Source organism: Streptosporangium sp. NPDC020072, from assembly GCF_040631445.1.
In the GTDB taxonomy this organism is placed as follows: Bacteria; Actinomycetota; Actinomycetes; order Streptosporangiales; family Streptosporangiaceae; genus Streptosporangium.
The window spans coordinates 643,565-664,286 of record NZ_JBEYAB010000002.1 but is presented as its reverse complement, the minus strand read 5'-3'; the positions used below and the strand labels follow the sequence as shown (position 1 = coordinate 664,286).

At 71.3% G+C, this 20,722-nt stretch carries 22 protein-coding genes; 14 read left to right on the top strand and 8 right to left on the bottom strand.

Going from position 1 to position 20,722, the window contains the following annotated elements; genetic code table 11:
• Positions 1–19: 19 nt before the first annotated feature.
• From ABZ470_RS06285 to ABZ470_RS06265, 5 genes are read left to right on the top strand one after another with little or no spacing between them, the layout of a single operon-like run.
• Positions 20–1,570 carry an ABC transporter ATP-binding protein gene (locus ABZ470_RS06285; RefSeq protein ID WP_362910339.1) on the top strand — a complete coding sequence of 517 codons (1,551 nt, stop codon included), beginning with the start codon at positions 20–22 and terminating at the stop codon, positions 1,568–1,570.
• Positions 1,567–2,739, top strand: a complete 1,173-nt coding sequence (locus tag ABZ470_RS06280; RefSeq protein WP_362910337.1) for an ABC transporter permease — start codon at positions 1,567–1,569, stop codon at positions 2,737–2,739. Before ABZ470_RS06285 ends, ABZ470_RS06280 begins: the two co-directional genes overlap by 4 nt.
• Positions 2,736–4,013 carry an ABC transporter permease gene (locus tag ABZ470_RS06275; RefSeq protein ID WP_352010044.1) on the top strand — a complete coding sequence of 426 codons (1,278 nt, stop codon included), beginning with the start codon at positions 2,736–2,738 and terminating at the stop codon, positions 4,011–4,013. The genes ABZ470_RS06280 and ABZ470_RS06275 overlap by 4 nt, the downstream gene beginning before the upstream one ends.
• A gap of 11 nt (positions 4,014–4,024) precedes the next feature.
• Positions 4,025–4,414 carry a cytidine deaminase gene (locus ABZ470_RS06270; protein ID WP_362910335.1) on the top strand — a complete coding sequence of 130 codons (390 nt, stop codon included), beginning with the start codon at positions 4,025–4,027 and terminating at the stop codon, positions 4,412–4,414.
• A 3-nt stretch (positions 4,415–4,417) separates the two neighbouring features.
• Entirely contained in the window at positions 4,418–5,692 is a 1,275-nt protein-coding gene (locus tag ABZ470_RS06265) for a thymidine phosphorylase (RefSeq protein WP_352010042.1), read from the top strand.
• 9 nt (positions 5,693–5,701) lie between these two features.
• On the opposite strand, the gene ABZ470_RS06260 is transcribed toward ABZ470_RS06265, so the two are convergent.
• Positions 5,702–6,256 (bottom strand): TetR-like C-terminal domain-containing protein, encoded by a 555-nt coding sequence (locus tag ABZ470_RS06260; RefSeq protein WP_352010041.1) that lies wholly within the window; start codon positions 6,254–6,256, stop codon positions 5,702–5,704.
• A gap of 85 nt (positions 6,257–6,341) precedes the next feature.
• Between ABZ470_RS06260 and ABZ470_RS06255 the strand changes: the two genes are divergently transcribed.
• Positions 6,342–7,523 (top strand): alpha/beta fold hydrolase, encoded by a 1,182-nt coding sequence (locus ABZ470_RS06255; RefSeq protein WP_362910333.1) that lies wholly within the window; start codon positions 6,342–6,344, stop codon positions 7,521–7,523.
• Positions 7,520–8,134, top strand: a complete 615-nt coding sequence (locus tag ABZ470_RS06250; protein WP_352010039.1) for a VC0807 family protein — start codon at positions 7,520–7,522, stop codon at positions 8,132–8,134. Before ABZ470_RS06255 ends, ABZ470_RS06250 begins: the two co-directional genes overlap by 4 nt.
• A gap of 55 nt (positions 8,135–8,189) precedes the next feature.
• On the opposite strand, the gene ABZ470_RS06245 is transcribed toward ABZ470_RS06250, so the two are convergent.
• Entirely contained in the window at positions 8,190–8,582 is a 393-nt protein-coding gene (locus ABZ470_RS06245) for a MarR family transcriptional regulator (RefSeq protein ID WP_352010038.1), read from the bottom strand.
• Positions 8,583–8,667: 85 nt separating this feature from the next.
• Here ABZ470_RS06245 and ABZ470_RS06240 point away from each other — a divergent pair, with 85 nt between their 5' ends.
• From ABZ470_RS06240 to ABZ470_RS06225, 4 genes are all read left to right on the top strand, one after another.
• Positions 8,668–10,107 carry an MFS transporter gene (locus ABZ470_RS06240; RefSeq protein ID WP_362910331.1) on the top strand — a complete coding sequence of 480 codons (1,440 nt, stop codon included), beginning with the start codon at positions 8,668–8,670 and terminating at the stop codon, positions 10,105–10,107.
• A gap of 158 nt (positions 10,108–10,265) precedes the next feature.
• Positions 10,266–10,889: a hypothetical protein gene (locus ABZ470_RS06235; protein WP_362910329.1), complete on the top strand. Its 624-nt coding sequence runs from the start codon at positions 10,266–10,268 to the stop codon at positions 10,887–10,889.
• A gap of 158 nt (positions 10,890–11,047) precedes the next feature.
• Positions 11,048–11,401 (top strand): cupin domain-containing protein, encoded by a 354-nt coding sequence (locus ABZ470_RS06230; protein WP_362772786.1) that lies wholly within the window; start codon positions 11,048–11,050, stop codon positions 11,399–11,401.
• A 96-nt stretch (positions 11,402–11,497) separates the two neighbouring features.
• On the top strand, positions 11,498–12,481 hold the full coding sequence (locus ABZ470_RS06225; protein WP_362772783.1) for an aldo/keto reductase: 984 nt from the start codon (positions 11,498–11,500) through the stop codon (positions 12,479–12,481).
• 6 nt (positions 12,482–12,487) lie between these two features.
• On the opposite strand, the gene ABZ470_RS06220 is transcribed toward ABZ470_RS06225, so the two are convergent.
• Both ABZ470_RS06220 and ABZ470_RS06215 read right to left on the bottom strand, forming a co-directional pair.
• Positions 12,488–12,778, bottom strand: a complete 291-nt coding sequence (locus ABZ470_RS06220) for a hypothetical protein (RefSeq protein ID WP_362910327.1) — start codon at positions 12,776–12,778, stop codon at positions 12,488–12,490.
• An 11-nt stretch (positions 12,779–12,789) separates the two neighbouring features.
• The gene (locus ABZ470_RS06215; protein ID WP_362910325.1) at positions 12,790–13,377 is read right to left on the bottom strand and encodes a TetR/AcrR family transcriptional regulator; all 588 of its coding nucleotides are present in this window, start codon (positions 13,375–13,377) and stop codon (positions 12,790–12,792) included.
• A gap of 173 nt (positions 13,378–13,550) precedes the next feature.
• On the opposite strand from ABZ470_RS06215, the gene ABZ470_RS06210 reads away from it, so the two are divergent.
• Together ABZ470_RS06210 and ABZ470_RS06205 are read left to right on the top strand one after the other, a co-directional pair.
• Complete coding sequence (locus tag ABZ470_RS06210) at positions 13,551–14,630, top strand: adenosine deaminase (protein WP_362910323.1); 1,080 nt, start codon at positions 13,551–13,553, stop codon at positions 14,628–14,630.
• Positions 14,631–14,703: 73 nt separating this feature from the next.
• Positions 14,704–15,327, top strand: coding sequence for a hypothetical protein (locus ABZ470_RS06205; protein WP_362910321.1), 624 nt, complete (start codon positions 14,704–14,706; stop codon positions 15,325–15,327).
• Between the two features lie 43 nt (positions 15,328–15,370).
• Here the strand turns inward: ABZ470_RS06205 and ABZ470_RS06200 are convergent, their stop codons facing one another.
• The 4 genes from ABZ470_RS06200 to ABZ470_RS06185 form a co-directional block, all read right to left on the bottom strand.
• Positions 15,371–15,955, bottom strand: coding sequence for a hypothetical protein (locus tag ABZ470_RS06200; protein ID WP_362910319.1), 585 nt, complete (start codon positions 15,953–15,955; stop codon positions 15,371–15,373).
• Positions 15,956–16,178: 223 nt separating this feature from the next.
• A complete protein-coding gene (locus tag ABZ470_RS06195) occupies positions 16,179–17,816 on the bottom strand; it encodes a phospho-sugar mutase (protein ID WP_362910317.1) in 1,638 nt (545 codons plus the stop codon).
• A gap of 11 nt (positions 17,817–17,827) precedes the next feature.
• Positions 17,828–18,631: a purine-nucleoside phosphorylase gene (locus ABZ470_RS06190; RefSeq protein WP_352010027.1), complete on the bottom strand. Its 804-nt coding sequence runs from the start codon at positions 18,629–18,631 to the stop codon at positions 17,828–17,830.
• 48 nt (positions 18,632–18,679) lie between these two features.
• Complete coding sequence (locus ABZ470_RS06185; RefSeq protein ID WP_352010026.1) at positions 18,680–19,132, bottom strand: gamma-glutamylcyclotransferase; 453 nt, start codon at positions 19,130–19,132, stop codon at positions 18,680–18,682.
• A gap of 181 nt (positions 19,133–19,313) precedes the next feature.
• Between ABZ470_RS06185 and ABZ470_RS06180 the strand changes: the two genes are divergently transcribed.
• Positions 19,314–20,708 (top strand): NAD(P)H-quinone dehydrogenase, encoded by a 1,395-nt coding sequence (locus ABZ470_RS06180; RefSeq protein WP_362772768.1) that lies wholly within the window; start codon positions 19,314–19,316, stop codon positions 20,706–20,708.
• Positions 20,709–20,722: the final 14 nt, after the last annotated feature.

The window sequence follows — 20,722 nt, the reverse complement described above, 5'->3', positions numbered from 1 at the left end:
GCGTTGCGCTTTCACCACCGTGGCCATCCGTACGGAGGGGGCCGTCATCAGCACCTCGACACCGGCCGTCGAGCTTGAGGGGATCACCAAACGGTTCCCCGGCGTCGTGGCCAACCGCGACATCTCCCTGTCCGTCCAGCAAGGCCACGTGCACGCCGTCGTCGGCGAGAACGGCGCGGGCAAGTCCACCCTCATGAAGATCCTGTACGGCATGCAGCGTCCGGACGAGGGTGAGATCCGGGTCAACGGCACGGGCGTGACCTTCAGATCTCCCTCCGACGCCATCGCCGTGGGCATCGGCATGGTCCACCAGCACTTCATGCTCGCCGACAACCTGACCGTTCTGGAGAACGTGATCCTCGGCAGCGAGCCCCGCGTCGGCGGGGTCGCCATCGACTTCGGCGCCGCGCGCCGCAGGATCAGGCAGATCTCCGACTCCTACGGCCTGGGCGTCGATCCGGACGCCATGATCGAGGACCTGGGCGTCGGCGCGCGGCAGCGCGTGGAGATCCTCAAGGTCCTCTACCGGGGAGCCCGCATCCTCATCCTCGACGAGCCGACCGCGGTGCTCGTGCCGCAGGAGGTGGACGAGCTCTTCGAGAACCTGCGCGACCTGGTCCGTGAGGGCCTGACGATCATCTTCATCTCCCACAAGCTGGACGAGGTGCTCTCGGTCGCCGACGCCGTCACCGTCATCAGGCGCGGCACGACCGTCGCCGAGGTGAACCCCGCGGACGTCACCGCCAGGCAGCTGGCCGAGCTGATGGTCGGCAGCGAGCTGCCCAGCCCGGAGACGCGCGAGTCGACCGTCACCGACGAGGTCGCGCTCTCGGTGCGGGACCTGACGGTCCGCGCGCCCGACGGCAGGGTCCTCATCGAGGGGATCGGCTTCGACATCCACAAGGGCGAGGTGCTCGGCATCGCGGGCGTCGAGGGCAACGGCCAGGCGGAGCTGGTCGAGGCCGTCATGGGGATGCGCCAGGCGGAGGGGGAGATCCTCCTCGGTGGCCAGGACATCTCCGCCTGGACGACGCTGCGCCGCCGTGAGGCGGGCATCGGCTACATCCCCGAGGACCGGCACCGGCACGGCCTGCTGCTTGAGGCGCCGCTCTGGGAGAACAGGATCCTCGGCCACCAGACACGGCGGCCGAACGCCAGGGGACCCTGGATCGACCGCGCGGGCGCCCGCGCGGACACCCGGCGCATCGTCGAGCAGTACGACGTCCGTACGCCGGGGATCGACGTGGAGGCCGCGTCCCTCTCCGGCGGCAACCAGCAGAAGCTGATCGTCGGCAGGGAGATGAGCGGGGAGCCGGTCTTCCTGATCGCCTCCCACCCGACCCGGGGGGTGGACGTCGGGGCGCAGGCCGCGATCTGGGACCACCTGCGGGCCGCCCGCGCGGCCGGGCTGGCCGTACTGCTGATCTCGGCGGACCTGGACGAGCTGATCGGCCTGTCCGACACGCTGAAGGTGATCCTGCGCGGACGGCTGGTCGCCGACGTCGATCCGGCGACGGTCACGCCCGAGCTGCTGGGATCGGCCATGACGGGCGCGGGGGAGGCGGCATGAGCGACGGTACGGCCGGCGGCCGGGAGGCGGGGTCCACCTTCGCCGACAGGCTGATGGGCCGGGTCAAACTCGGCGGTCTGCTCTCGCTGGCCGCGCCGGTCCTGGCCATCGTGTTCGCGGGCCTGGTCACCTCGGCCATCCTGCTGGTCACCGGAGCCCCGCCGATCGAGACGATGGGCACGATGGTCGACTACGGCCTGCAGCCCAGGTCGCTGACGCTGGCGTTGAACCTCGCCTCCGGCTACTACCTGTCGGCGCTGGCCGTGGCGATCGGGTTCAGGATGAACCTGTTCAACATCGGCGTCGACGGACAGTACCGGCTGGCGGCGCTCATCGCGGCCGCCGTCGGCGGTGCGATCACCCTGCCCGCCCCGCTGCACGTCGCCGCGATCCTGCTGGTGGCCGTGCTGGTCGGCGCGGGCTGGGCGTCGATCGCCGCGGTGCTCAAGGTCAGGCGCGGCGTCAGCGAGGTCATCTCCACGATCATGCTGAACGCCATCGCGACCGCCCTGGGCTCCTGGCTGCTCAACAAGGACCGGCTCGCGGTCGAGGTCGCGGGCAGCAACAACATCGGCACCCAGCCGCTCGGCCCCTCCGCCCAGGTCCCCGGCATCCCGCTCATCCCGGGGAGCCCGCTGAAGGTGGACGGCCTGATCATCCTGGCGGCCGTCATGGGCCTGCTCTACTACGTGGTGCTCAACCGGACCCGGTTCGGCTTCGACCTGCGCGCCACCGGGCGCTCGGAACCCGCGGCCGTGGCCAGCGGCGTCAACGTCAAGCGGATGATCTTCACCACGATGATCATTTCCGGCGCGGTCGCGGGCCTGGCGGGTATGCCGAACCTGCTCGGCGAGTCCTACAGCTACAGCCTGAACTTCCCGCCGGGGCTCGGGTTCACCGGCATCGCCATCGCGCTGCTCGGCCGCAACAACCCCGTGGGCATCGCCTTCGGCGCGGCGCTGTGGGCCTTCCTCGACACCTCGTCGAACATCCTGCAGATCCACGACATCTCCCCGGAGATCGTCGAGATCATGAAGGGCACGATCGTCCTGTCGGTGATCGTCGCCTACGAGCTGGTCCACCGCTACCGGATCTCGGCGGGACAGCGCAGGGTCAGCAAGGAGCTGTCCGGCGGACCCAAGGTCCAGGCCGAAGGAGCGTCGGCATGAGCGAAGGCGGTCTCACCCTGGCCAAGGCTCCCGTCGTGGAGCCGCCCAGGCCGCGCCGGTTCAGGGTCACCTGGCCGGTCCTGCTGTCCGCCTTCGGTGCCCTGGTCGTGCTGCTCTCGGTCACCAGGGCGGTCACCGGCGCCGCCGACCTCACCTCGGCGGGGGCGATCAACGCCGCCGTCGCGCTGGCGGTCCCGATCGGCCTGGCCGGTCTCGGCGGCCTGTGGTCGGAGCGGGCGGGCGTGGTCAACATCGGCCTTGAGGGCATGATGGTCATGGGCACCTGGTGCGGTGCCTGGGGGGCGCTCCACTTCGGCAACCCGTGGGCGGGTGTGCTCGCCGGGGCGATCGGCGGTGCCCTGGGCGGCCTGCTGCACGCGGTCGCGACCGTGACGTTCGGGGTCGACCACATCATCTCCGGTGTCGCGATCAACATCCTGGGCGTGGGCGTCACCGAGTTCCTCTCCAAGATCACTTTCGCGGAGATGCCGGGTGGCGGCGACTCCCAGTCGCCCCCCGTGCCCAAGCCCGGCATCGTGAGCGTGCCCGGGATCGGGGACGGCCTGGCCGCCCTTGAGTCCGGCCACTGGTTCCTGGTCTCCGACCTGGCGGGCATCGTGCGGGGCCTGCTGACGAACGTCTCGTTGTTCACGGTCCTGGCGATCGCGCTGGTCCCGCTGAGCTACTACGTGCTGTGGCGTACGGCCTTCGGCCTGCGGCTGCGTTCCTGCGGTGAGCGCCCGGTCGCGGCGGAGTCGCTGGGCGTCAACGTCTACTTCCACAAGTACGCCGCGGTGCTCGTCTCCGGCGCCCTGGCCGGTCTCGGCGGGGCCTTCCTCTCGCTGGTGGCCGCGACCGCCTACCGGGAGGGGCAGACCGGGGGCCGGGGCTTCATCGGCCTGGCCGCGATGATCTTCGGTAACTGGCGTCCCGGCGGCCTGGCCGCGGGCGCGACGCTGTTCGGCTACACCGACGCGCTCCAGCTCCGCCGGGGTGGGGAGTCGGTGCACGCGCTGCTGCTCGTGGTGGCGATCCTCGTCGCCGCCGCGGCCGTCTACCAGCTCGTCGCCCAGCGGCGCACCCGGGCCGCGGTGATCAGCGGGATCGCGGCGGTCGCGGTCTTCGTGGTGTTCGCGCTGACCAGCACCATCCCCTCGGAGTTCACCTCGGTCGCACCGCACGTCACCACGCTGCTGGTGCTCTCGCTGGCCGCCCAGCGGTTGCGCCCGCCCGCCGCCGACGGCGTGCCGTACCGCAGGGGGCAGGCGAAGTGAGCGGGGAGAACGTGGACTGGCCGGCCCTCAGGCGGGAGGCCGTACGGGTGATGGCCCACGCCTACGCCCCCTACTCGAAGTTCCCCGTCGGCGCCGCGGCCCTGGTCGACGACGGGAGGGTCGTCTCCGGCTGCAACGTGGAGAACGCCTCCTACGGCCTGGGCCTGTGCGCCGAGTGCGGCCTGGTCAGCGCCCTCCAGGCGAGCGGGGGTGGCAGACTGGTCGCCTTCACCTGCGTGGACGGCCGTGGGGAGCTGCTCATGCCGTGCGGCAGGTGCAGGCAGCTGCTGCTGGAGTTCGGCGGCCCCGGCCTGCTCGTGGAGACCGTGGACGGTCCCAGAACGCTGGCCGAGATCCTGCCGTACGCGTTCGGGCCGGACGACCTGGACCGGGGAGACTGAGGAATGGACGCCGTCGACGTCATCGTCACCAAGCGGGACGGCCGTGAGCTGTCGACCGGGCAGATCGACTGGGTGCTCGACGCCTACACCCGGGGCGTGGTCGCCGACGAGCAGATGTCCGCGCTGGCGATGGCCATCCTGCTCAACGGCATGAACCGGCGGGAGATCGCCGACTGGACCCAGGCCATGATCCGCTCCGGCTCCAGGATGGACTGGTCGGGGCTGCCGGGCCGTACGACGGACAAGCACTCGACCGGCGGCGTCGGAGACAAGATCACGCTGCCGCTGGCGCCGCTGGTCGCCGCGTGCGGCGGCTACGTCCCGCAGCTCTCCGGGCGGGGGCTGGGGCACACCGGGGGCACGCTGGACAAGCTGGAGTCGATCCCCGGCTGGCGCGCCTCGCTGTCGGGCCGGGAGATGCTCGGGGTGCTCGGCGAGACCGGCGCGGTCGTCTGCGCGGCGGGGGAGGGGCTCGCCCCGGCGGACAGGAAGCTGTACGCGCTGCGCGACGTGACCGGCACCGTGGAGTCGATCCCGCTGATCGCCTCCTCGATCATGTCGAAGAAGATCGCGGAGGGCACCGGGGCGCTGGTGCTGGACGTGAAGGTCGGCTCGGGCGCCTTCATGAAGACCGTGGAGCGGGCCCGCGAGCTGGCCACGACCATGGTCGAGCTGGGTACGGACGCCGGGGTGCGCACCGTGGCGCTGCTCACCGCGATGGACCGGCCGCTGGGCAGGACCGTGGGCAACGCGCTTGAGGTGGCCGAGTCCGTGGAGGTGCTCGCGGGCGGCGGCCCGGCGGACGTGGTGGAGCTGACGCTGCGGCTGGCCCACGAGATGCTCCAGGCGGCGGGGATCGACGGCGACCCGGAGCGGGCGCTGCGGGACGGCTCCGCGATGGACGTCTGGCGCCGCATGATCGCCGCCCAGGGCGGCGACCCCGACGCCCCGCTGCCCAGGGCCGCGGAGACCCTTGAGGTGACCGCCCCCGAATCCGGCGTGCTGACCGGCCTCGACGCCTACGGTGTCGGCCTGGCCGCCTGGCGGCTCGGCGCGGGCAGGGAGCGCAAGGAGGACCCGGTCTCCTTCGGCGCGGGCGTCGTGCTGCACGCGGGCCTGGGTGAGACCGTACGGCGGGGGCAGCCGCTGATGACGCTGCACGCCGACGACGCCTCCCGTTTCGAGCGGGCGCTGGCCGCGCTCGACGGCGCCTACGTCATCGCCGAAGGGGGAGCCGCGGAGGCGCTGCCCCTGGTGATCGACCGGATCACGGCCTGAGCGCAGGTCTCAGCCGCCCAGCCTGAGGAGCCTGTCGACCAGGGAACGGGCGTGGTCGGGGCCGACCGGGCGGTTGAAGAACATCGCGTGGTAGTACAGGGGCGCGATGACGACCTCCATCAGTTCGAGCAGCGTGGGAGGGCGCTCCCCGCGCTCGGCGGCCCTGTCGAGCATGCCCTCAAGCTGCACCGCCCGGTCGACCAGGTAGGTCGCGCCCTCGGGGCCGCGTGAGCCGATCATGGCCGCGCGCAGGTAGAGGTTGCCCAGCGGTCCCGCGACGTCCTCGGCCACCTGGAGCGCGTAGGCCTCCAGATCGCCGCGGAGCGTGCCCGTGTCGGGCACCGGGGACCCCTGGGACAGGCGTTCGACCACCACGTCGTCCACCAGCGCGTTGAGCGTGCCCCAGCGCCGGTAGATCGTGGCCTGGTGCACGCCGGACCGTTCGGCCACCACGGCGATGCTCAGGTCGTCCCAGCGGTCCTCGCGCAGCAGGTCGAGCACCGCCTCGTGCACGGCCGTCCTGACCTTCGCGGTGCGCCCTCCCGGTCGCTGTACAGGTTGCATGAGAACAGCCTAATGCGAACCGTCTTGCTTTAGCGTCGCCCGCACGCTACTTTGAAGCGAAATTACTCGCATTAAGGAGTTCGGGGTGCGTCCTCTCGTCTTCACGGAAGACACCACGTTCTGGTACGAGACACTGCGCATGTTCGGCCACATCGCCTACGGCGGCGCCGACTTCGGCGAGGTCGTCACGACCTCCCAGCGCATCACCGAGAGCGACTACGACAGCTGGCACGACGAGTGGCTGGCCACGGCGGACCGGGTGGCTGCGGAGGCGGAGCGCTCACTGGTCGCCGGGCACCGGATCAGCGCCGCCGACGGCTTCCTGCGCGCGTCCAACTACTACCGCGCGGCCGAGTTCTTCCTGCACGGCGACCCGTCGGACCCGCGCCTCGCGGTCGCCTACGCACGGCAGGTGGCGGCCTTCAGGGAGTTCGCCGCGGTCCATGACATCGAGCCGGTCGAGATCCCCTACGAGGGGACCACGCTGCCCGGCTACTTCTATCGTGGCAGCGGGGGCGCCACGGTCGTCATGCACAACGGCTTCGACGGCAGCGTGGAGGAGATGCACTTCTTCGGGGCGGCGGCGCTGCGGGAACGCGGCTTCAACGTGCTGACCTTCGACGGCCCCGGGCAGCCGGGCGCCATCAGGAAGGGCCTGGTCTTCCGGCCCGACTGGGAGAACGTGGTCGGCCCGGTGCTCGACTGGCTTGAGGCCAGGCCGTACGTGGACGGGGAGCGGGTCGCGCTGCTCGGGGCGAGCATGGGGGGCCTGCTGGCGCCGCGCGCGGCGGCGTTCGAGCCCAGGGTCAGGGCGCTCGTCGCCTTCGACGGCGTCTACGACATGGGCGTCGTCATCGCCGAGAGGTTCGGCGGCGACAGGGAGGCGGCCAGGCGGGCCCTCGACGACCCGGAGGCCGACACGTTCATGCGCGGGCTGATGGAGCGGGACGCGGTCACGCGCTGGGCCATCGGCCACGGCACCTGGGTGACGGGCACCTCGCCGAGTGGCTACGCCAGGGCGATGCTCGACGACTACCATCTGGGCGACGGCGTCGCCGAGCGGATCACCTGCCCGACGCTCGTCTGCTCCGCCCCCGACGACTTCGCGTTCAGGGGGCAGCCCGAGACGCTGTACGCCCACCTGACCTGCGACAAGACGCTCATCGAGTTCCACGGGTCCGAGGGGGCCGACGCGCACTGCCAGTCGGGCGCCCAGCGCCTGGCGATGGCCCGCATCGGCGACTGGCTGGAGAGGACGTTCCGATGAGGAAGATGCTGCCGGTTCTGCTGTGGGACGTGCTTCCCGCGATCGCCGCCTACTACGCGCTGCGCCTGCTGGGCCTGAGCGAGTACGCCGCGCTGCTGGCCGCCACCTGTGTGGGCGCGCTGCGCGTGGTCTACGTGGGTGTCAGGGAACGCAGGCTGGACGGCTTCGCCGCGTGCACGGGCCTGGTGTTCGCGCTCGGTCTCGGCCTCTCCTTCCTCACCGGGGATGAGCGGTTCATGCTGGTCGTCAAGTCGGTGACCACGACGGTCCTCGGACTCGTCCTGATCGGCACCTGCCTGGCCGGGCGTCCGGCGGCCTTCGGGATCGCCAAGCGCCTCGGCGCGGAGGACGAGGCGACCGCCGCCCGCTGGGACAGGCTCTACACCGATCTGGCGGCCTTCCGGCGGATCTACTTCGTGATGACGCTGACCTGGGCGTTCGCCCTGCTGGTCGAGTCGGCCGTGCGGATCCCGCTGGTCTACCTGCTACCGGTGGACGTCATGGCGGGTCTGTCCACGCTGCTGCTGGTCGGCACGCTGCTGCTGCTCGGCGTGTGGTCCGCCTGGTACGGCGGTCGCGCGGAACGGGTGATCACCTCCTCCCGTTCCTGAACACCACGAGAGCGCGGCCCGTGACCACGGACCGCGCTTCTCCGGACGTGGGAGATCAGGCCTCCGCGGGGCGTGACTCCGTGGTCAGGGCGCTCATCAACACGGCCCGGTGGGTCGGCAGGGCCTCCTTGTGGCGCGCGCGGCCCTCGTCGGTGATGCGGACGAACACCCCGCGCCGGTCGGCCTCGCACATGTTCCTGCAGACCAGGCCCGCCTTCTCCAGCCGCGCGATCAGCCGCGAACACGCGCTCTGGCTCAGGTGGACGGCGTCGGCCACCTCCTGGACGCGGTATTTGTCACGGCCGCCCTCGACCATGCGCTCCAGGACCTCGAACTCGCTCATCCCGAGCCGGTGGCGCTCGGAGAGCTCACGTTCCAGCGCGCACGAGGCCGCGGCGTGCCTGGCCAGCACATCTCGCCACAGGTGCACGACGGAGTCCTCGTTCATGTCGCGGAGCATACCATCCCAGTCAACTAATGCACGAGAATTAAGTTCGCTTGCATTAGATGCGCCTGCATGTATGGTTGTCCGCATGATCTCCTCCACGGAAGAGCGCTGGGACGCGCGCCTCTGGGCAGCGCTCGCGGTGCTCTGCGCCGTCATCTTCCTCGACGCCCTCGACGTCTCGATGGTGGGAGTCGCGCTGCCGTCCATCCAGGCCGACCTGGGTCTTTCCACCTCCGCCCTGCAGTGGGTGGTCAGCGGCTACGTGCTCGGATACGGCGGGCTGCTGCTCCTCGGCGGCCGCACCGCCGACCTCCTCGGCAGGCGCAAGGTCTTCCTGGCCGCGCTCGCCGTCTTCGTGTTCGCCTCCCTCCTCGGCGGCCTGGTCAACGACGGCACGATGCTGATCGCCGCCCGGTTCGTCAAGGGCGTCAGCGCCGCCTTCACCGCCCCCGCCGCGCTGTCCATCATCACCACGACCTTCGCCGAGGGCCCCGCCCGCAACCGGGCCCTGAGCGTCTTCACGGCCTCCGGCGCCAGCGGATTCTCGCTGGGCCTGGTCATCTCCGGCTTCCTGACCGAACTCGGCTGGCGCTGGACGTTCCTCATGCCGGTCCCCGTCGCGATCATCGCGCTGTTCGCGGCCATGAAGGTCCTGCCCAAGCGGCGTGAGGAGAGGGCGGAGAGCGGTCACGACCTCATCGGCGCGGTGACGATCACCGCCTCGATGCTGCTGCTCGTCTTCACCGTCGTCGAGGCGCCCGCCGCGGGCTGGTTCTCCCTGCGCACCATCGGCTCCCTGGTCGGCTCCGCCGTACTGCTCGGCCTGTTCGTGCTGACCGAGTCGAAGGTCAAGCACCCTCTGGTACGGCTCGGCATCCTGCGCTCCGGGCCCATCGTCCGGGCCAACCTCGGACTGGTGATCCTGTTCGGCTCCTACGTCGGCTTCCAGTTCGTGGCCATGCAGTACTTCCAGAACTTCCTGCACTGGTCGGCCCTGGAGACCGCGCTGGCCTTCCTGCCCGCCGGAGTCCTGGTGGCCGTGACGTCGACCAGGATGGGCAGCCTGGCCGACCGGTTCGGCACCGGCAAGCTGATCGCGGTCGGCTCGGCCTCGCTTGCGGGCGCCTTCGCCCTGTTCCTGCGGGTCAACGCCGATCCCAGCCTGGCCACGCTGATCATCCCCGGCATGGTCCTGCTGGGCATCGCCTTCGCCCTGTCCTTCCCCTCGCTGAACATCCAGGCGACCAACGGCGTCGCCGACGACGAGCAGGGCCTGGCCTCCGGCCTGCTCAACACCTCGGGGCAGGTCGGCGGGGCGATCGTGCTGGCCGTCGTGACGGCCGTGCTCACCTCGAACACCGGTGCCAACCCGCTGGACGCCTTCCGCGCCGCGATCACGGTCTCCGCGATCCTCGCCGTGGTCGGCCTGCTGGTCGCCCTCACCGGGCTGCGCCGCCCCCGCTCGGAATCCGCGGCTGTGGACGCCGGGGACGCCGGAGAGGGCAGGGTGCTGGAGACCGTCTGAGACGCGCGGGCCGTACGGCCTGCGGAACCCGGTCCTCAGGGCCGCCGACGCAGGAACCGGGGCGCGTCGGCGGCCCTGAGGCCGTGTGCCGGGTGTGGATCTTCGCAGGTGGTGAACCCGGCCCGGCCTCTGGGCATCTAACCGGACAGGAGGCCATAATGAAGCGCACCCGCGTCGCACTCGCCCTTGCCCCGTTCGTCCTGCTGACCGGTTGCGGCCTGTCCGGCGGCCCGCCCTCGGCCGCTCCGGGGACGACCGCCCCGACCGTCACGGCCACCGTCACCGTCTCACCCTCCGTCTCCTCCGCCGCCCCGGCCTCCCCCGACTTCCCCGGGGAGACCCGGCTCGGGCCCCCGACGAGCACGCGGGAGGTCACGGTCAGGCGGACCACGGACAACCCGCCCCTCGTACTCGGGGCGCGCTTCGCCAAACACGACGGGTTCGACCGGGTGGTGATCGACCTGAACGGCGGGCAGCCCGGCTACAGCGTGCAGTGGGTGCCCAGGCTGGTCCAGGACGGTTCGGGCGACCCGATCGACGCCCCGGGAGGGGCCTACCTCCAGGTGACCATCACCCCCGCCAACGCGCACGGTGAGACCGGCTCCCCGACCTGGGTCGGCGGCCCGGTCTTCCACGCCGGGCTGGGCAACGTGCGCAGCGTGGTCAAGACCGGAGACTTCGAGGCCGTGGTCGGCGTGGGCATCGTCCTCGACCACCGGGCCCCCTTCCGGGTCCTGGAGCAGCGTGCCCCGCAGCGCCTGGTCATCGACGTCGCGCACTGACCGCGCACACGGGCCGGCCGTACGAAGGTCCGCGTGGGGTTCGCCGGCGTGACGGCACCGACCGCGCACACGGGCCGGCCGTACACCGGCGGACCGGCGTGATCTCCGGGGACGTCCCCCGGCGGCGCGGCCGGCCCGCGCGCTGGCAGACTGGCCCGATGGTACGCAGAATCGACAACGCCACCCGCATCCCCGTCCCCGGCGGCAAGACCATCGACGAGTACGTCGGCCGGGTCAACAGCGGCGACACCCAGATCTCGATCGCCCACATGACGGCTCCTCCCGGGTGGGACGAACCCGCCCAGACGCCGGAGTTCGCCGAGTACACCCTCGTGCTCAGAGGCACGGTCGTCGTCGAGCACGACGGGGGCGTCACCGAGGTCGGCGCGGGCCAGGCGTTCGTGAGCGAGCCGGGGGAGAGGATCCGGTACAGCTCCGGCCCCGAGGGCGCCGAGTACGTCGCGGTGTGCCTGCCCGCCTTCTCCCCGGAGAGCGCCAACCGCTCAGAATGACGACCGGATGGCTCCGGGCTTGACCTGGAGTGCACTCCACATCCCAGACTCCTTTCCCGGGGCCCGCGAACGCCGGGCCGTACCGGAGAGGACACCATGAAGTACCGCACCATCGGCACCGACCCGAAGACCCGCCGCGAGGTGAGCGTGATCGCCCTGGGCGCCATGCTCTTCGGGTCGGCGACCGACGAGAGCACCTCCTACGCGATCCTCGACCGCTACGTCGAGGCGGGCGGGACGTTCGTCGACACCTCGAACAACTACGCCTACTGGGTCGACGGAGGCCTGGGCGGGCGGAGCGAGGAACTGCTCGGGCGGTGGCGGCGCAGCCGTGGCGTCGGGGACGAGATCGTCATCGCCACCAAGCTGGGCGCCCGCCCGCTCGTGCCCGGCACCGGCTACGCCGACGGCGCCGACGGGCTGTCCGCGAAGGCGATCAGGGAGTCCGCCGAGGCCAGCAGGCAGCGGCTCGGGGTGGACAGGCTCGACATGCTCTACGCGCACATCGAGGACAGGAGCGTCTCGGCGCGGGAGACCGTCGAGGGCTTCGCCGAGCTGGTCACCGAGGGAACCGTCGGGCTGCTCGGGGTGAGCAACCACGCGGTCTGGCGGGTCGAGCGGGCCCGTGCCATCGCCGCCGAGGCCGGGCTGCCCGGCTACGAGGTCCTGCAGTACCAGCACAGCCTCCTGCGCCCGCGCTACGACATGCCCTACGGCATCTTCCCCGAGGGCAGTCTCGGTCACGCAGGGGCCGAACTGCTGAGCTACCTGAAGGAGGAGCGCGACCTCACCCTGGTCGCCTACTCCCCGCTGATGGGCGGCGTCTACGCCCGGCAGGACAAGCAGCTGCCGCCGGACTACGACCACCCGGGAACGCCCGTCAGGCTCGCGGCGCTGCGCGAGGTAGCCGCGGAGACCGGGGCGACGGTCAACCAGGTGGTGCTTGCCTGGCAGCTCGGCGGGCCGTACCCGATCATCCCGCTGGTCGGCGCCTCCTCCGTCGCACAGCTTGAGGAGAGCCTGGCCGCCGTCGACCTGGAGCTGACGGAGGACCAGCGAGCCCGCCTGGACGTGTTCTGACGGCCGTCAGGCCGTCTCCCCACGCCCGAAGGCGCCAGGGCCCGCGTGGAAGAGGCCGATGAGCAGGACGCTCACGCCGATGGAGGCGAAGGCCGGCCCGGGGTGCCGGTCGATGTGCGCCCACCACAGCAGCGCGCCGCCGAGGACGAGGCCCGCCCATCCCGCGACGAGGTTGGGGACGGGCCCGTTGCCCAGGGCGCTCGGGTAACGGCTTCTGGTGATGCCGCGGACGAAGTGCGGAAGTCCGTTACCGGCGACGAGGCCGCCGAGGAAACTGAGAACGATCGTCTGCCACATCGTGGAAGTCCTTATGGTCGGTTGAGCTGACGGCTGAGCATGGGAAGCAGCACCGCGTCCACGAGCGTGTGCAGGAAGTGGTCGTCGAGGGGTTCGCCGGTGACGAGGAGACGGGACAGCAGCGCGGCCGAGCCGATTTCGGCCAGGAGCGCGTGGTCGACCATCTCGGGAACCTCGCCCCTGGCGGCGGCCCTGGCCAGGACGGCCGCGAACACGTCGCGTTTGTGATCGAGGACGTGTCGCCGTACGGCGTGCGCGAGATCGGGGTCGCGACGCATCGCGACGAGGAGCCCGAGGATGAGCGCGCTGTCCTGACCGGTGAGGCCGGTTCGCAGCTCCAGCAGCACCGCCACCAGGTCGTCACGCAGGTTCGTGGTTTCGGGTGGGGCGGCCACCGGTGCTCCGGCATACCGCCGTACGGCCGTCCCCACCAGCTCGGCCTTGCCCGGCCATCGTCGGTAGATCGTGGCCTTGCTGGCGTGGGCCCGCTCCGCGACGGCCTCGATGGTCAACCGGTCGTAGCCGACCTCACCCAGCAGGCTCATGGCCGCGAGCAGGATGGCTTCCTCCCGGATCTCGCCGCGTCGGCGCGTCGGCATCCCGGCCTCCTGTCGAAACGGTGCCGTTCACATCAAGAAGTGTACGCATGCGTTTCGATTGCGCGGAAGGGGTCCTCCCGGATCCGGGCGGGCAGGCCGGTCCGTTCCAGGGCGCCCGGAACGGTCGCGTGGCTGCCGCCGTCCGTCCCGGACCTCGCCCCTAGGATGAGGAGATGAGTCAGCCACTCGCCCTTGAGGAGATCCGTCAGGCTCCCAAGGTGTTGCTCCACGACCACCTCGACGGTGGCCTGCGGCCGGAGACGATCGCCGATCTGGCGCGTGAGTCGGGATACGCCGGGCTGCCGACGACGGACCCGGACGCGCTGCGCGCCTGGTTCCGCGAGGCCTCCGACTCCGGGTCGCTCGAACGCTACCTTGAGACCTTCGACCACACGGTCGGCGTCATGCAGACCCGCGAGGCCCTGGTGCGGGTCGCCGCCGAGTGCGCGGAGGACCTGGCCGCCGACGGCGTGGTCTACGCCGAGGTGCGCTACGCGCCGGAACAGCACACCCAGGCGGGCCTCAGCCTCGAAGAGGTGATCGAGGCCGTGATCGAGGGGTTCGAGACCGGCTCACGGGGCCGCGGCATCAAGGTGGGCACCCTGCTGACCGCGATGCGCCACCAGGCCAGGTCCATGGAGATCGCCGAACTGGCCGTCCGCTACCGCGACGTGGGCGTCGCGGGCTTCGACATCGCCGGGGCCGAGGCGGGCTACCCGCCGACCCGTCATCTCGACGCCTTCGAGTATCTCCAGCGGGAGAACGCCCACTTCACCATCCACGCCGGTGAGGCCTTCGGCCTGCCGTCGATCTGGCAGGCGCTCCAGTGGTGCGGCGCGGACCGGCTCGGCCACGGGGTCCGCATCATCGACGACATCACGGTCTCCGAGGACGGACAGGCCAAACTGGGCAGGCTGGCGGCCTACGTCCGTGACAAGCGCGTCCCGCTGGAGATGTGCCCGACCTCCAACCTCCAGACCGGGGCCGCCCCCTCCATCGCCGAGCACCCGATCGGGCTGCTGCGGTCGCTGAACTTCCGGGTCACGGTCAACACCGACAACCGGCTGATGAGCGGCACCTCCCTGTCCGAGGAGTTCGCCAAGCTCTCGGAGACCTTCGGGTATGGCTGGGACGACCTGCAGTGGTTCACCATCAACGCGATGAAGTCGGCGTTCCTGCCGTTCGACGAACGGCTGGCGCTCATCAACGGCGTCATCAAGCCCGGGTTCGCGCGGCTCAAATGGCGGGCGTGATTCCCCGCGGATGTGTTGAAGTCTCCCGCGATCGGGTTGGATGGGGGTCCGTGACGAGAGTGGGAGCTGTGTGATGAAACAGGCGTTCCGATCGACGGCCGTGCAGGTGCTCGGCTGGATCTGGATGGCCTTCGCCGCCTTCAACGCGGTCGATCTGATCGTCCGGTTCAGCGGGCGGCCCTCGATGATCGCCGCCGCGGTGCTGACCGTGCTGACCGCGGTGGTCCTTATCACCTGCCTGCGCCCGGTGACCAAGTTCGTCGAGGACGGTGTGCTGGTCCGCAACCCCCTCAGGAACTTCTTCGTGCCGTGGCTGCTCGTGGACGACGTCAGCGTCTCCCATTCGATCATGATCACCTCGGGAGGCAGGAAGATCCGCTGCTGGACGCCGCAGGCCTCGGGGCGTGAGCGGGTCTCCGCCATGCGCAGGGCCCTGCCGGGCAAGGCGGGCCGGCTCAGGACCGAGCCCGCGCGGTCGAAGGGCGAGCAGGCGGCGGTCGAGGCGCTGGCGGGCAAGACCCACGCCGACTGGGTCGCCGAGCAGCTGCTCGAACGAGCGCGCTCGGCCAAGCGGACGGCGTCGAAGGCCACCGGCACCGTGCCGGAGCCGGGGACGGTCAGGGTGACCTGGTCGCCGACCGCCCTGGCGGCCCTGGCCGTCTCGGTGGCCATGATCGTCGCAGCCCTTCTCTCCTGACGCCCGGCCCCAGGTGCCGGGCGTCGGAGAGCGCGTCAGAGGGTCAGAAGACAGGGTGGATGCCGAACACCGGGGCGCGGACCCCCGCCGGCAGCAGCACCACCCACTTGGGCAGCAGGCTGCGGTCCTCGATGAGGTTGCGGCCGATGTACTGGTCGGTGCCCGCCAGCCTGATCCTGGCCGTCCGGATCACCTCGCCGGGGCCGTCGGGGGTCAGGTCGGAGGTGGGGCCGGAGGCGAGGTCGTCCTCGATGGGAGTGGCCGCCTCGATGACGAAGACCGAGTGCGGGGGCACATGGCCGGGGCCGCTCACGCGCAACTGGGTGAAGGGCTCGGTTTCGGGGACGTAGACCAGGCCGTGGGTGCGCTCGTCAAGGAACCGGACGCCGCCGCGGGTGGGCAGAAGGCGGAACCTGGTGGCCGGGGGTGAGGGCAGCAGGGCGGCGAAGACCCTGCCGTCGATGTTCACCACGTGCCCTCCGCCGATGGTGAGCGTCACCCTGGGTGGCAGGGGGGCCGGGGCGGTCTCGGCGGAGGCGGCGGTGGACAGCCCGGGCACCAGCACGGTGGCCAGAACGGTGGTCAGGGCGGTGGCCAGCACGGCCAGGTGGGCGCGGATCGGACGCATACTCTCTGCCTTCCTTGTGGAGGGAGACCGGATGCGCGAACGCCCCGGCCTCGTCTGCATCAGAAAGCATGCATTCGATTACTCAGGGTAGCTGTAGCCGTGGGGTGAGGGCTGTCCTACCGCCCGGAGCCGACCGGCGGCTCGCCGGCCGTACCGGCAGGTCGCTTTTCCAAGACCGCAGGTCACGGATCCAGGACGACGGCCGCCGGCCCGGCGTGGCGGGTCACAGGCCCAGGGCGGCGGAGAGGTCGGCGCGCAGGGCGCCCAGGTCGCGTACGGCCCGCTCCCTGGCCGCCGAGACCTCCTCCTCGACCGGCACCACGACCTCCAGATAGCACTTGAGCTTCGGTTCGGTACCCGAGGGGCGGACCACGACGCGGGCGCCCCCGGACAGGCGGTAACGCAGACCCTCGGTCGGCGGCAGCCCGTCCAGGCCCGCACCCAGGTCGTCGACCGCCTCGACCTTGCGCCCGCCGAGCTCGGCCGGGGGTACGGCGCGCAGCCCGGCCATCGCCTCGGTGATCAGCGACAGGTCGGCGACCCTGAAGGACAGCTGGGACGTGGCGTGCAGGCCGTACCTCCTGGCCTGGTCGTCGAGGAGGTCGAGCAGGGTGCGTCCCCGCTCCGCGGCCTCGGCGGCGAGTCCGGCGACGGTCAGCGCGGCGCCGATGCCGTCCTTGTCGTGGACGGGCAGGCCCGCGTCGGAGCCGACGCTGTAGCCCAGGGCCTCCTCGTAGCCGAAGACCAGCCCGGGCCCGGCCTTCATGATCCATTTGAAGCCGGTGAGGGTCTCCGCGTGGCGGACGCCGTACTCGGCGGCGATCTTGCCGAGCAGTGAGGAGGAGACGATCGTGGTGGCGACCAGGCGGTCCTCGCCGGAGGTGTGCCTGATCACGTGCTCGCCGAGGAGCGCGCCGACCTCGTCGCCGGTGAGCATCCGGTGACCCCCGCCGGGCAGGCGCACCCCGACTGCGCACCGGTCGGCGTCGGGGTCGTTGGCCAGCACGATGTCGGCGTCGATCCGCCGGGCCAGCCCGAACGCGAGGTCCATCGCGCCGGGTTCCTCCGGGTTGGGGAAGGCGACGGTGGGGAAGTCCGGATCGGGGGCCGCCTGCTCCTCGACGACCACGGGGGCGTCGAACCCGGCCGCCAGGAAGGCACGTGCCGCCAGGTCGCCGCCGACGCCGTGCAGCGGGGTGTAGGCGACCCGCAGCCGCCTGGCCTCGCCGATGGGCAACGCCGTCACCGCCTCCAGATAGGCGGCCACGACGTCGTCGCCGAGTTCGGTCCACGACGAGCCGAGCGGCAGCTCGGAGACCGGCCCGACGGCGTCGATCGCGGTGGAGATCTCCGTGTCGACCGGCGGCACGATCTGCGAGCCGTCCCCCCAGTAGACCTTGTAGCCGTTGTCCCTCGGCGGGTTGTGGCTCGCGGTGACGGTCACCCCGGCGTCCGCCCCGAGACGCCGTACGGCGAAGGCCAGCACCGGGGTCGGCAGCGGGCCGCGGAAAACCGAGGCCCGCAGCCCGGCGCCGGTGAGCACGGCCGCGGTGTCACGGGCGAAGACGTCGGACTTGTGCCTGGCGTCGTAGCCGACCACGACGTGCGCCCCGGGGCCGAGGGCCCGGGCGAGTCCGGCGGCGGCGCGCATGACCGTGACCCGGTTCATCCGGTTGGGGCCCGCGCCCAGCTCACCGCGCAGCCCGGCCGTACCGAACTCAAGCCTGGTGTGGAAGCGCTCGCGCAGCGCCTCCAGGCTCTCCGGGAACCGGTCGAGCAGATCGGTCAGCTCGGCCCTGGTCTCCGGGTCGGGGTCCTGGGCGAGCCAGGCCCGCGCGCGCCGCAGGAGATCGTCGCTCATCGTGGCCTCCGCTACAGCTTGCAGACGACCTGGGCGAGCAGGTCGCCCATGCGCGAGGCGGTGGCGCGGCCGACCGCCAGCACCTCCTCGTGGTTGAGCGGCTCGCCGACCAGGCCCGCGCCCGGGTTGGTGACCAGGGAGACGCCGAGCACGTCCGCCCCGCCCTCCCTGGCCGCGATGGCCTCAAGCACCGTGGACATCCCGACCATGTCGCCGCCGAGAATCCTGCACATGCGGACCTCGGCGGGCGTCTCGTAGGTCGGCCCGCGGAAGGCCACGTAGACGCCCTCGGTCATGGACGGCTCGACCTCCCGGACGAGGTCGCGCAGCCGGGGGGTGTAGACGTCGGTCAGGTCGACGAAGGTGGCGCCGGTGATCGGGCTGGTGCCGGTCAGGTTGATGTGGTCACTGATCAGTACGGCCTCGCCGACCCGCTGGGTCTCCGGGCGCAGCCCGCCCGCCGCGTTGGTCAGCACGATCGTCCCCGCGCCCGCCCTGATCGCGGTCCGCACCCCGTGCACGACCGGGTCGACGCCCCTGCCCTCGTAGAGGTGGGTGCGGCCGAGGAAGATCAACGCGTTCGTGCCGGACCCGGTGCGCACCGCGCGGATCCTGCCCGCGTGTCCCTCGACCGCGGGAGGGGCGAACCCGGGCAGGTCGGTCACCGGGATCTCGGCGATCGTCTCACCGATCGCGTCGGCGGCCGGGACCCAGCCCGAACCCATCACCAGGGCGACATCGAAGGAGCTCACGCCGACGGCCTTCCTCAGGGCGGCTGCGGCGTCCGTTGCGAGGGCATAAGGGTCGTTGGTCACGAACTGAGGGTACTCGTCCCGCCGTGGGAAACGGCGGGACGGAGCCGGTCAGCCTCCCGCGGACGTGCAGGGACGGCCCCGCAGCCGCCTGACGTAGTCGTCCGGCGCGCCCGCCTTCTCCGCGGCCTCGGCCAGGATGCCGAGATAGCGCGCGGACGGCAGGCCGCCCTCGTAACCGTCGATGACGTAGAACCAGGCGACGACCTCGCCGTCCAGGGTCTGCACTCGGAGCCTGACCTTGTGGTAGAGGCCGCGCGCGGCGCCCTCCCACTGGTCGAGGGAGGTCTCGTCCCACTCGGGCACGTCGTAGAGCACGACGAAGACCTCTTCGAAGGAGTCCTCCACGATGGTGGCGAGGGCGCCCTCCCAGCCGAGGTCGTTCCCGCCGAAGGTGAGGCGCCAGCCCTGAAGCCAGCCCGACCCCCTCATGGGGGAGTGAGGGGCCCGCAGGGCCATCTGCTTCGGGTCCATGTTGGTGCCGTAGGCGGCGTAGACAGGCACAGCGTCCAACACTAATCGAAGATCCGGCGGGTGCTCACGTGTGTCGGTGTGGTGTCGGTGTCTTTTGTCCCACGCCGGTGCCCACCGTACCCGGGTGTCCTTTGCCATAACCGGTCCTTCTGCGACAAGCGAAGGGGCCCCAGGGGGCGAATGCCGCAAAGGATGCGGGACAATGGGGTACGTGACGAGGATCGTGATCATCGGTGGCGGGCCCGGCGGATACGAGTCGGCTCTGGTGGCCGCGCAACTTGGGGCGCGGGTGACCGTGGTCGAACAGGAGGGCCCAGGAGGGGCCTGCGTCCTGACCGACTGCGTGCCCTCGAAGACCCTGATCGCGACCTCGGTCCGCAAGCAGGCCCTGCTCGACGCCAGCATGCTCGGGGTGCACTTCACCGGCGGCCCCGACGGGGAGGTCGGCGGCGTCATCGCCGACATGCCGCTGGTCAACAGCCGCGTCAAGCACCTCGCCCAGGCCCAGTCGGCCGACATCGCCGCGCGGCTCGCCGCCGAGGGGGTCGAGGTGATCAAGGCCGCCGGGCGGCTGGTCGACCCCCAGGTGGTCAGGGCGGGCGACCGGACGATCCGGGCCGACGTCGTGATCGTGGCGACCGGCGCGACCCCGCGCATCCTGCCCTCCGCCGAGCCGGACGGCGAGCGCATCCTCACCTGGCGGCAGATGTACGACCTGGAGGAGCTGCCCGAGCACCTCATCGTGGTCGGCTCCGGCGTCACCGGCGCGGAGTTCGCCGGCGCCTACCGCTCGCTCGGCTCCGAGGTCACGCTCGTCTCCTCGCGCGACCGGATGATGCCCAACGAGGACGCCGACGCCGCCGAGGTCCTGGAGGAGGTCTACCGGCGCCGTGGGATGAACGTCATGGGCCGCTCCCGCGCCGAGTCCGTCAAACGCACCGCCGACGGCGTGGTCGTCACACTTGAGGACGGCAGGACGGCCGAGGGCACGCACTGCCTGATGACGGTCGGCATGATCCCCAACACCTCGGGCATCGGCCTTGAGGAGGCCGGGGTCACCCTCGACCGGGGCGGGTTCATCCAGGTGGACAAGGTCTCCCGCACCTCCGCCCCCGGCGTCTACGCGGCGGGTGACTGCACCGGCGTGCTGATGCTGGCCTCCGTCGCCGCCATGCAGGGCAGAATCGCCGTCTGGCACGCGCTGGGGGAGGCCGTGCAGCCGCTGCGCCTGGCCACCGTCGCCTCCAACATCTTCACCGACCCCGAGATCGCCGCCGTCGGCGTCACCCAGAAGGCCATCGAGGCCGGTGAGATCGTGGCCAACGTCGTCAAGCTGCCGCTGGCCACCAACGCCAGGGCCAAGATGCAGGGTTTCAACGACGGCTTCGTGAAGCTGTTCTGCCGCCCGAACACCGGCATCATCCTCGGCGGCGTCGTGGTCGCGCCCCGGGCCTCCGAGCTGATCCTGGCGGTCTCGGTGGCCGTCCAGCAGCGGCTCACCGTGGACCAGCTCGCCCACACCTTCGCGGTCTACCCCTCGCTTTCCGGGTCCGTCACCGAGGCGGCCCGCCGCCTGATGCAGCCGATGACCCCCAGCGGGATCTGACCTCGCCAACCGAC

What these genes read in the sequence shown, in the direction of transcription:
- ABZ470_RS06280 (WP_362910337.1), top strand. Translation starts at nt 1,567, where the DNA reads ATGAGCGACGGTACGGCCGGCGGCCGGGAGGCGGGGTCCACCTTCGCC.
- ABZ470_RS06275 (WP_352010044.1), top strand. Translation starts at nt 2,736, where the DNA reads ATGAGCGAAGGCGGTCTCACCCTGGCCAAGGCTCCCGTCGTGGAGCCG.
- ABZ470_RS06265 (WP_352010042.1), top strand. Translation starts at nt 4,418, where the DNA reads ATGGACGCCGTCGACGTCATCGTCACCAAGCGGGACGGCCGTGAGCTG.
- ABZ470_RS06260 (WP_352010041.1), bottom strand. Translation starts at nt 6,256, where the DNA reads ATGCAACCTGTACAGCGACCGGGAGGGCGCACCGCGAAGGTCAGGACG.
- ABZ470_RS06250 (WP_352010039.1), top strand. Translation starts at nt 7,520, where the DNA reads ATGAGGAAGATGCTGCCGGTTCTGCTGTGGGACGTGCTTCCCGCGATC.
- ABZ470_RS06245 (WP_352010038.1), bottom strand. Translation starts at nt 8,582, where the DNA reads ATGAACGAGGACTCCGTCGTGCACCTGTGGCGAGATGTGCTGGCCAGG.
- ABZ470_RS06240 (WP_362910331.1), top strand. Translation starts at nt 8,668, where the DNA reads ATGATCTCCTCCACGGAAGAGCGCTGGGACGCGCGCCTCTGGGCAGCG.
- ABZ470_RS06235 (WP_362910329.1), top strand. Translation starts at nt 10,266, where the DNA reads ATGAAGCGCACCCGCGTCGCACTCGCCCTTGCCCCGTTCGTCCTGCTG.
- ABZ470_RS06230 (WP_362772786.1), top strand. Translation starts at nt 11,048, where the DNA reads ATGGTACGCAGAATCGACAACGCCACCCGCATCCCCGTCCCCGGCGGC.
- ABZ470_RS06225 (WP_362772783.1), top strand. Translation starts at nt 11,498, where the DNA reads ATGAAGTACCGCACCATCGGCACCGACCCGAAGACCCGCCGCGAGGTG.
- ABZ470_RS06220 (WP_362910327.1), bottom strand. Translation starts at nt 12,778, where the DNA reads ATGTGGCAGACGATCGTTCTCAGTTTCCTCGGCGGCCTCGTCGCCGGT.
- ABZ470_RS06215 (WP_362910325.1), bottom strand. Translation starts at nt 13,377, where the DNA reads ATGCCGACGCGCCGACGCGGCGAGATCCGGGAGGAAGCCATCCTGCTC.
- ABZ470_RS06210 (WP_362910323.1), top strand. Translation starts at nt 13,551, where the DNA reads ATGAGTCAGCCACTCGCCCTTGAGGAGATCCGTCAGGCTCCCAAGGTG.
- ABZ470_RS06205 (WP_362910321.1), top strand. Translation starts at nt 14,704, where the DNA reads ATGAAACAGGCGTTCCGATCGACGGCCGTGCAGGTGCTCGGCTGGATC.
- ABZ470_RS06200 (WP_362910319.1), bottom strand. Translation starts at nt 15,955, where the DNA reads ATGCGTCCGATCCGCGCCCACCTGGCCGTGCTGGCCACCGCCCTGACC.
- ABZ470_RS06195 (WP_362910317.1), bottom strand. Translation starts at nt 17,816, where the DNA reads ATGAGCGACGATCTCCTGCGGCGCGCGCGGGCCTGGCTCGCCCAGGAC.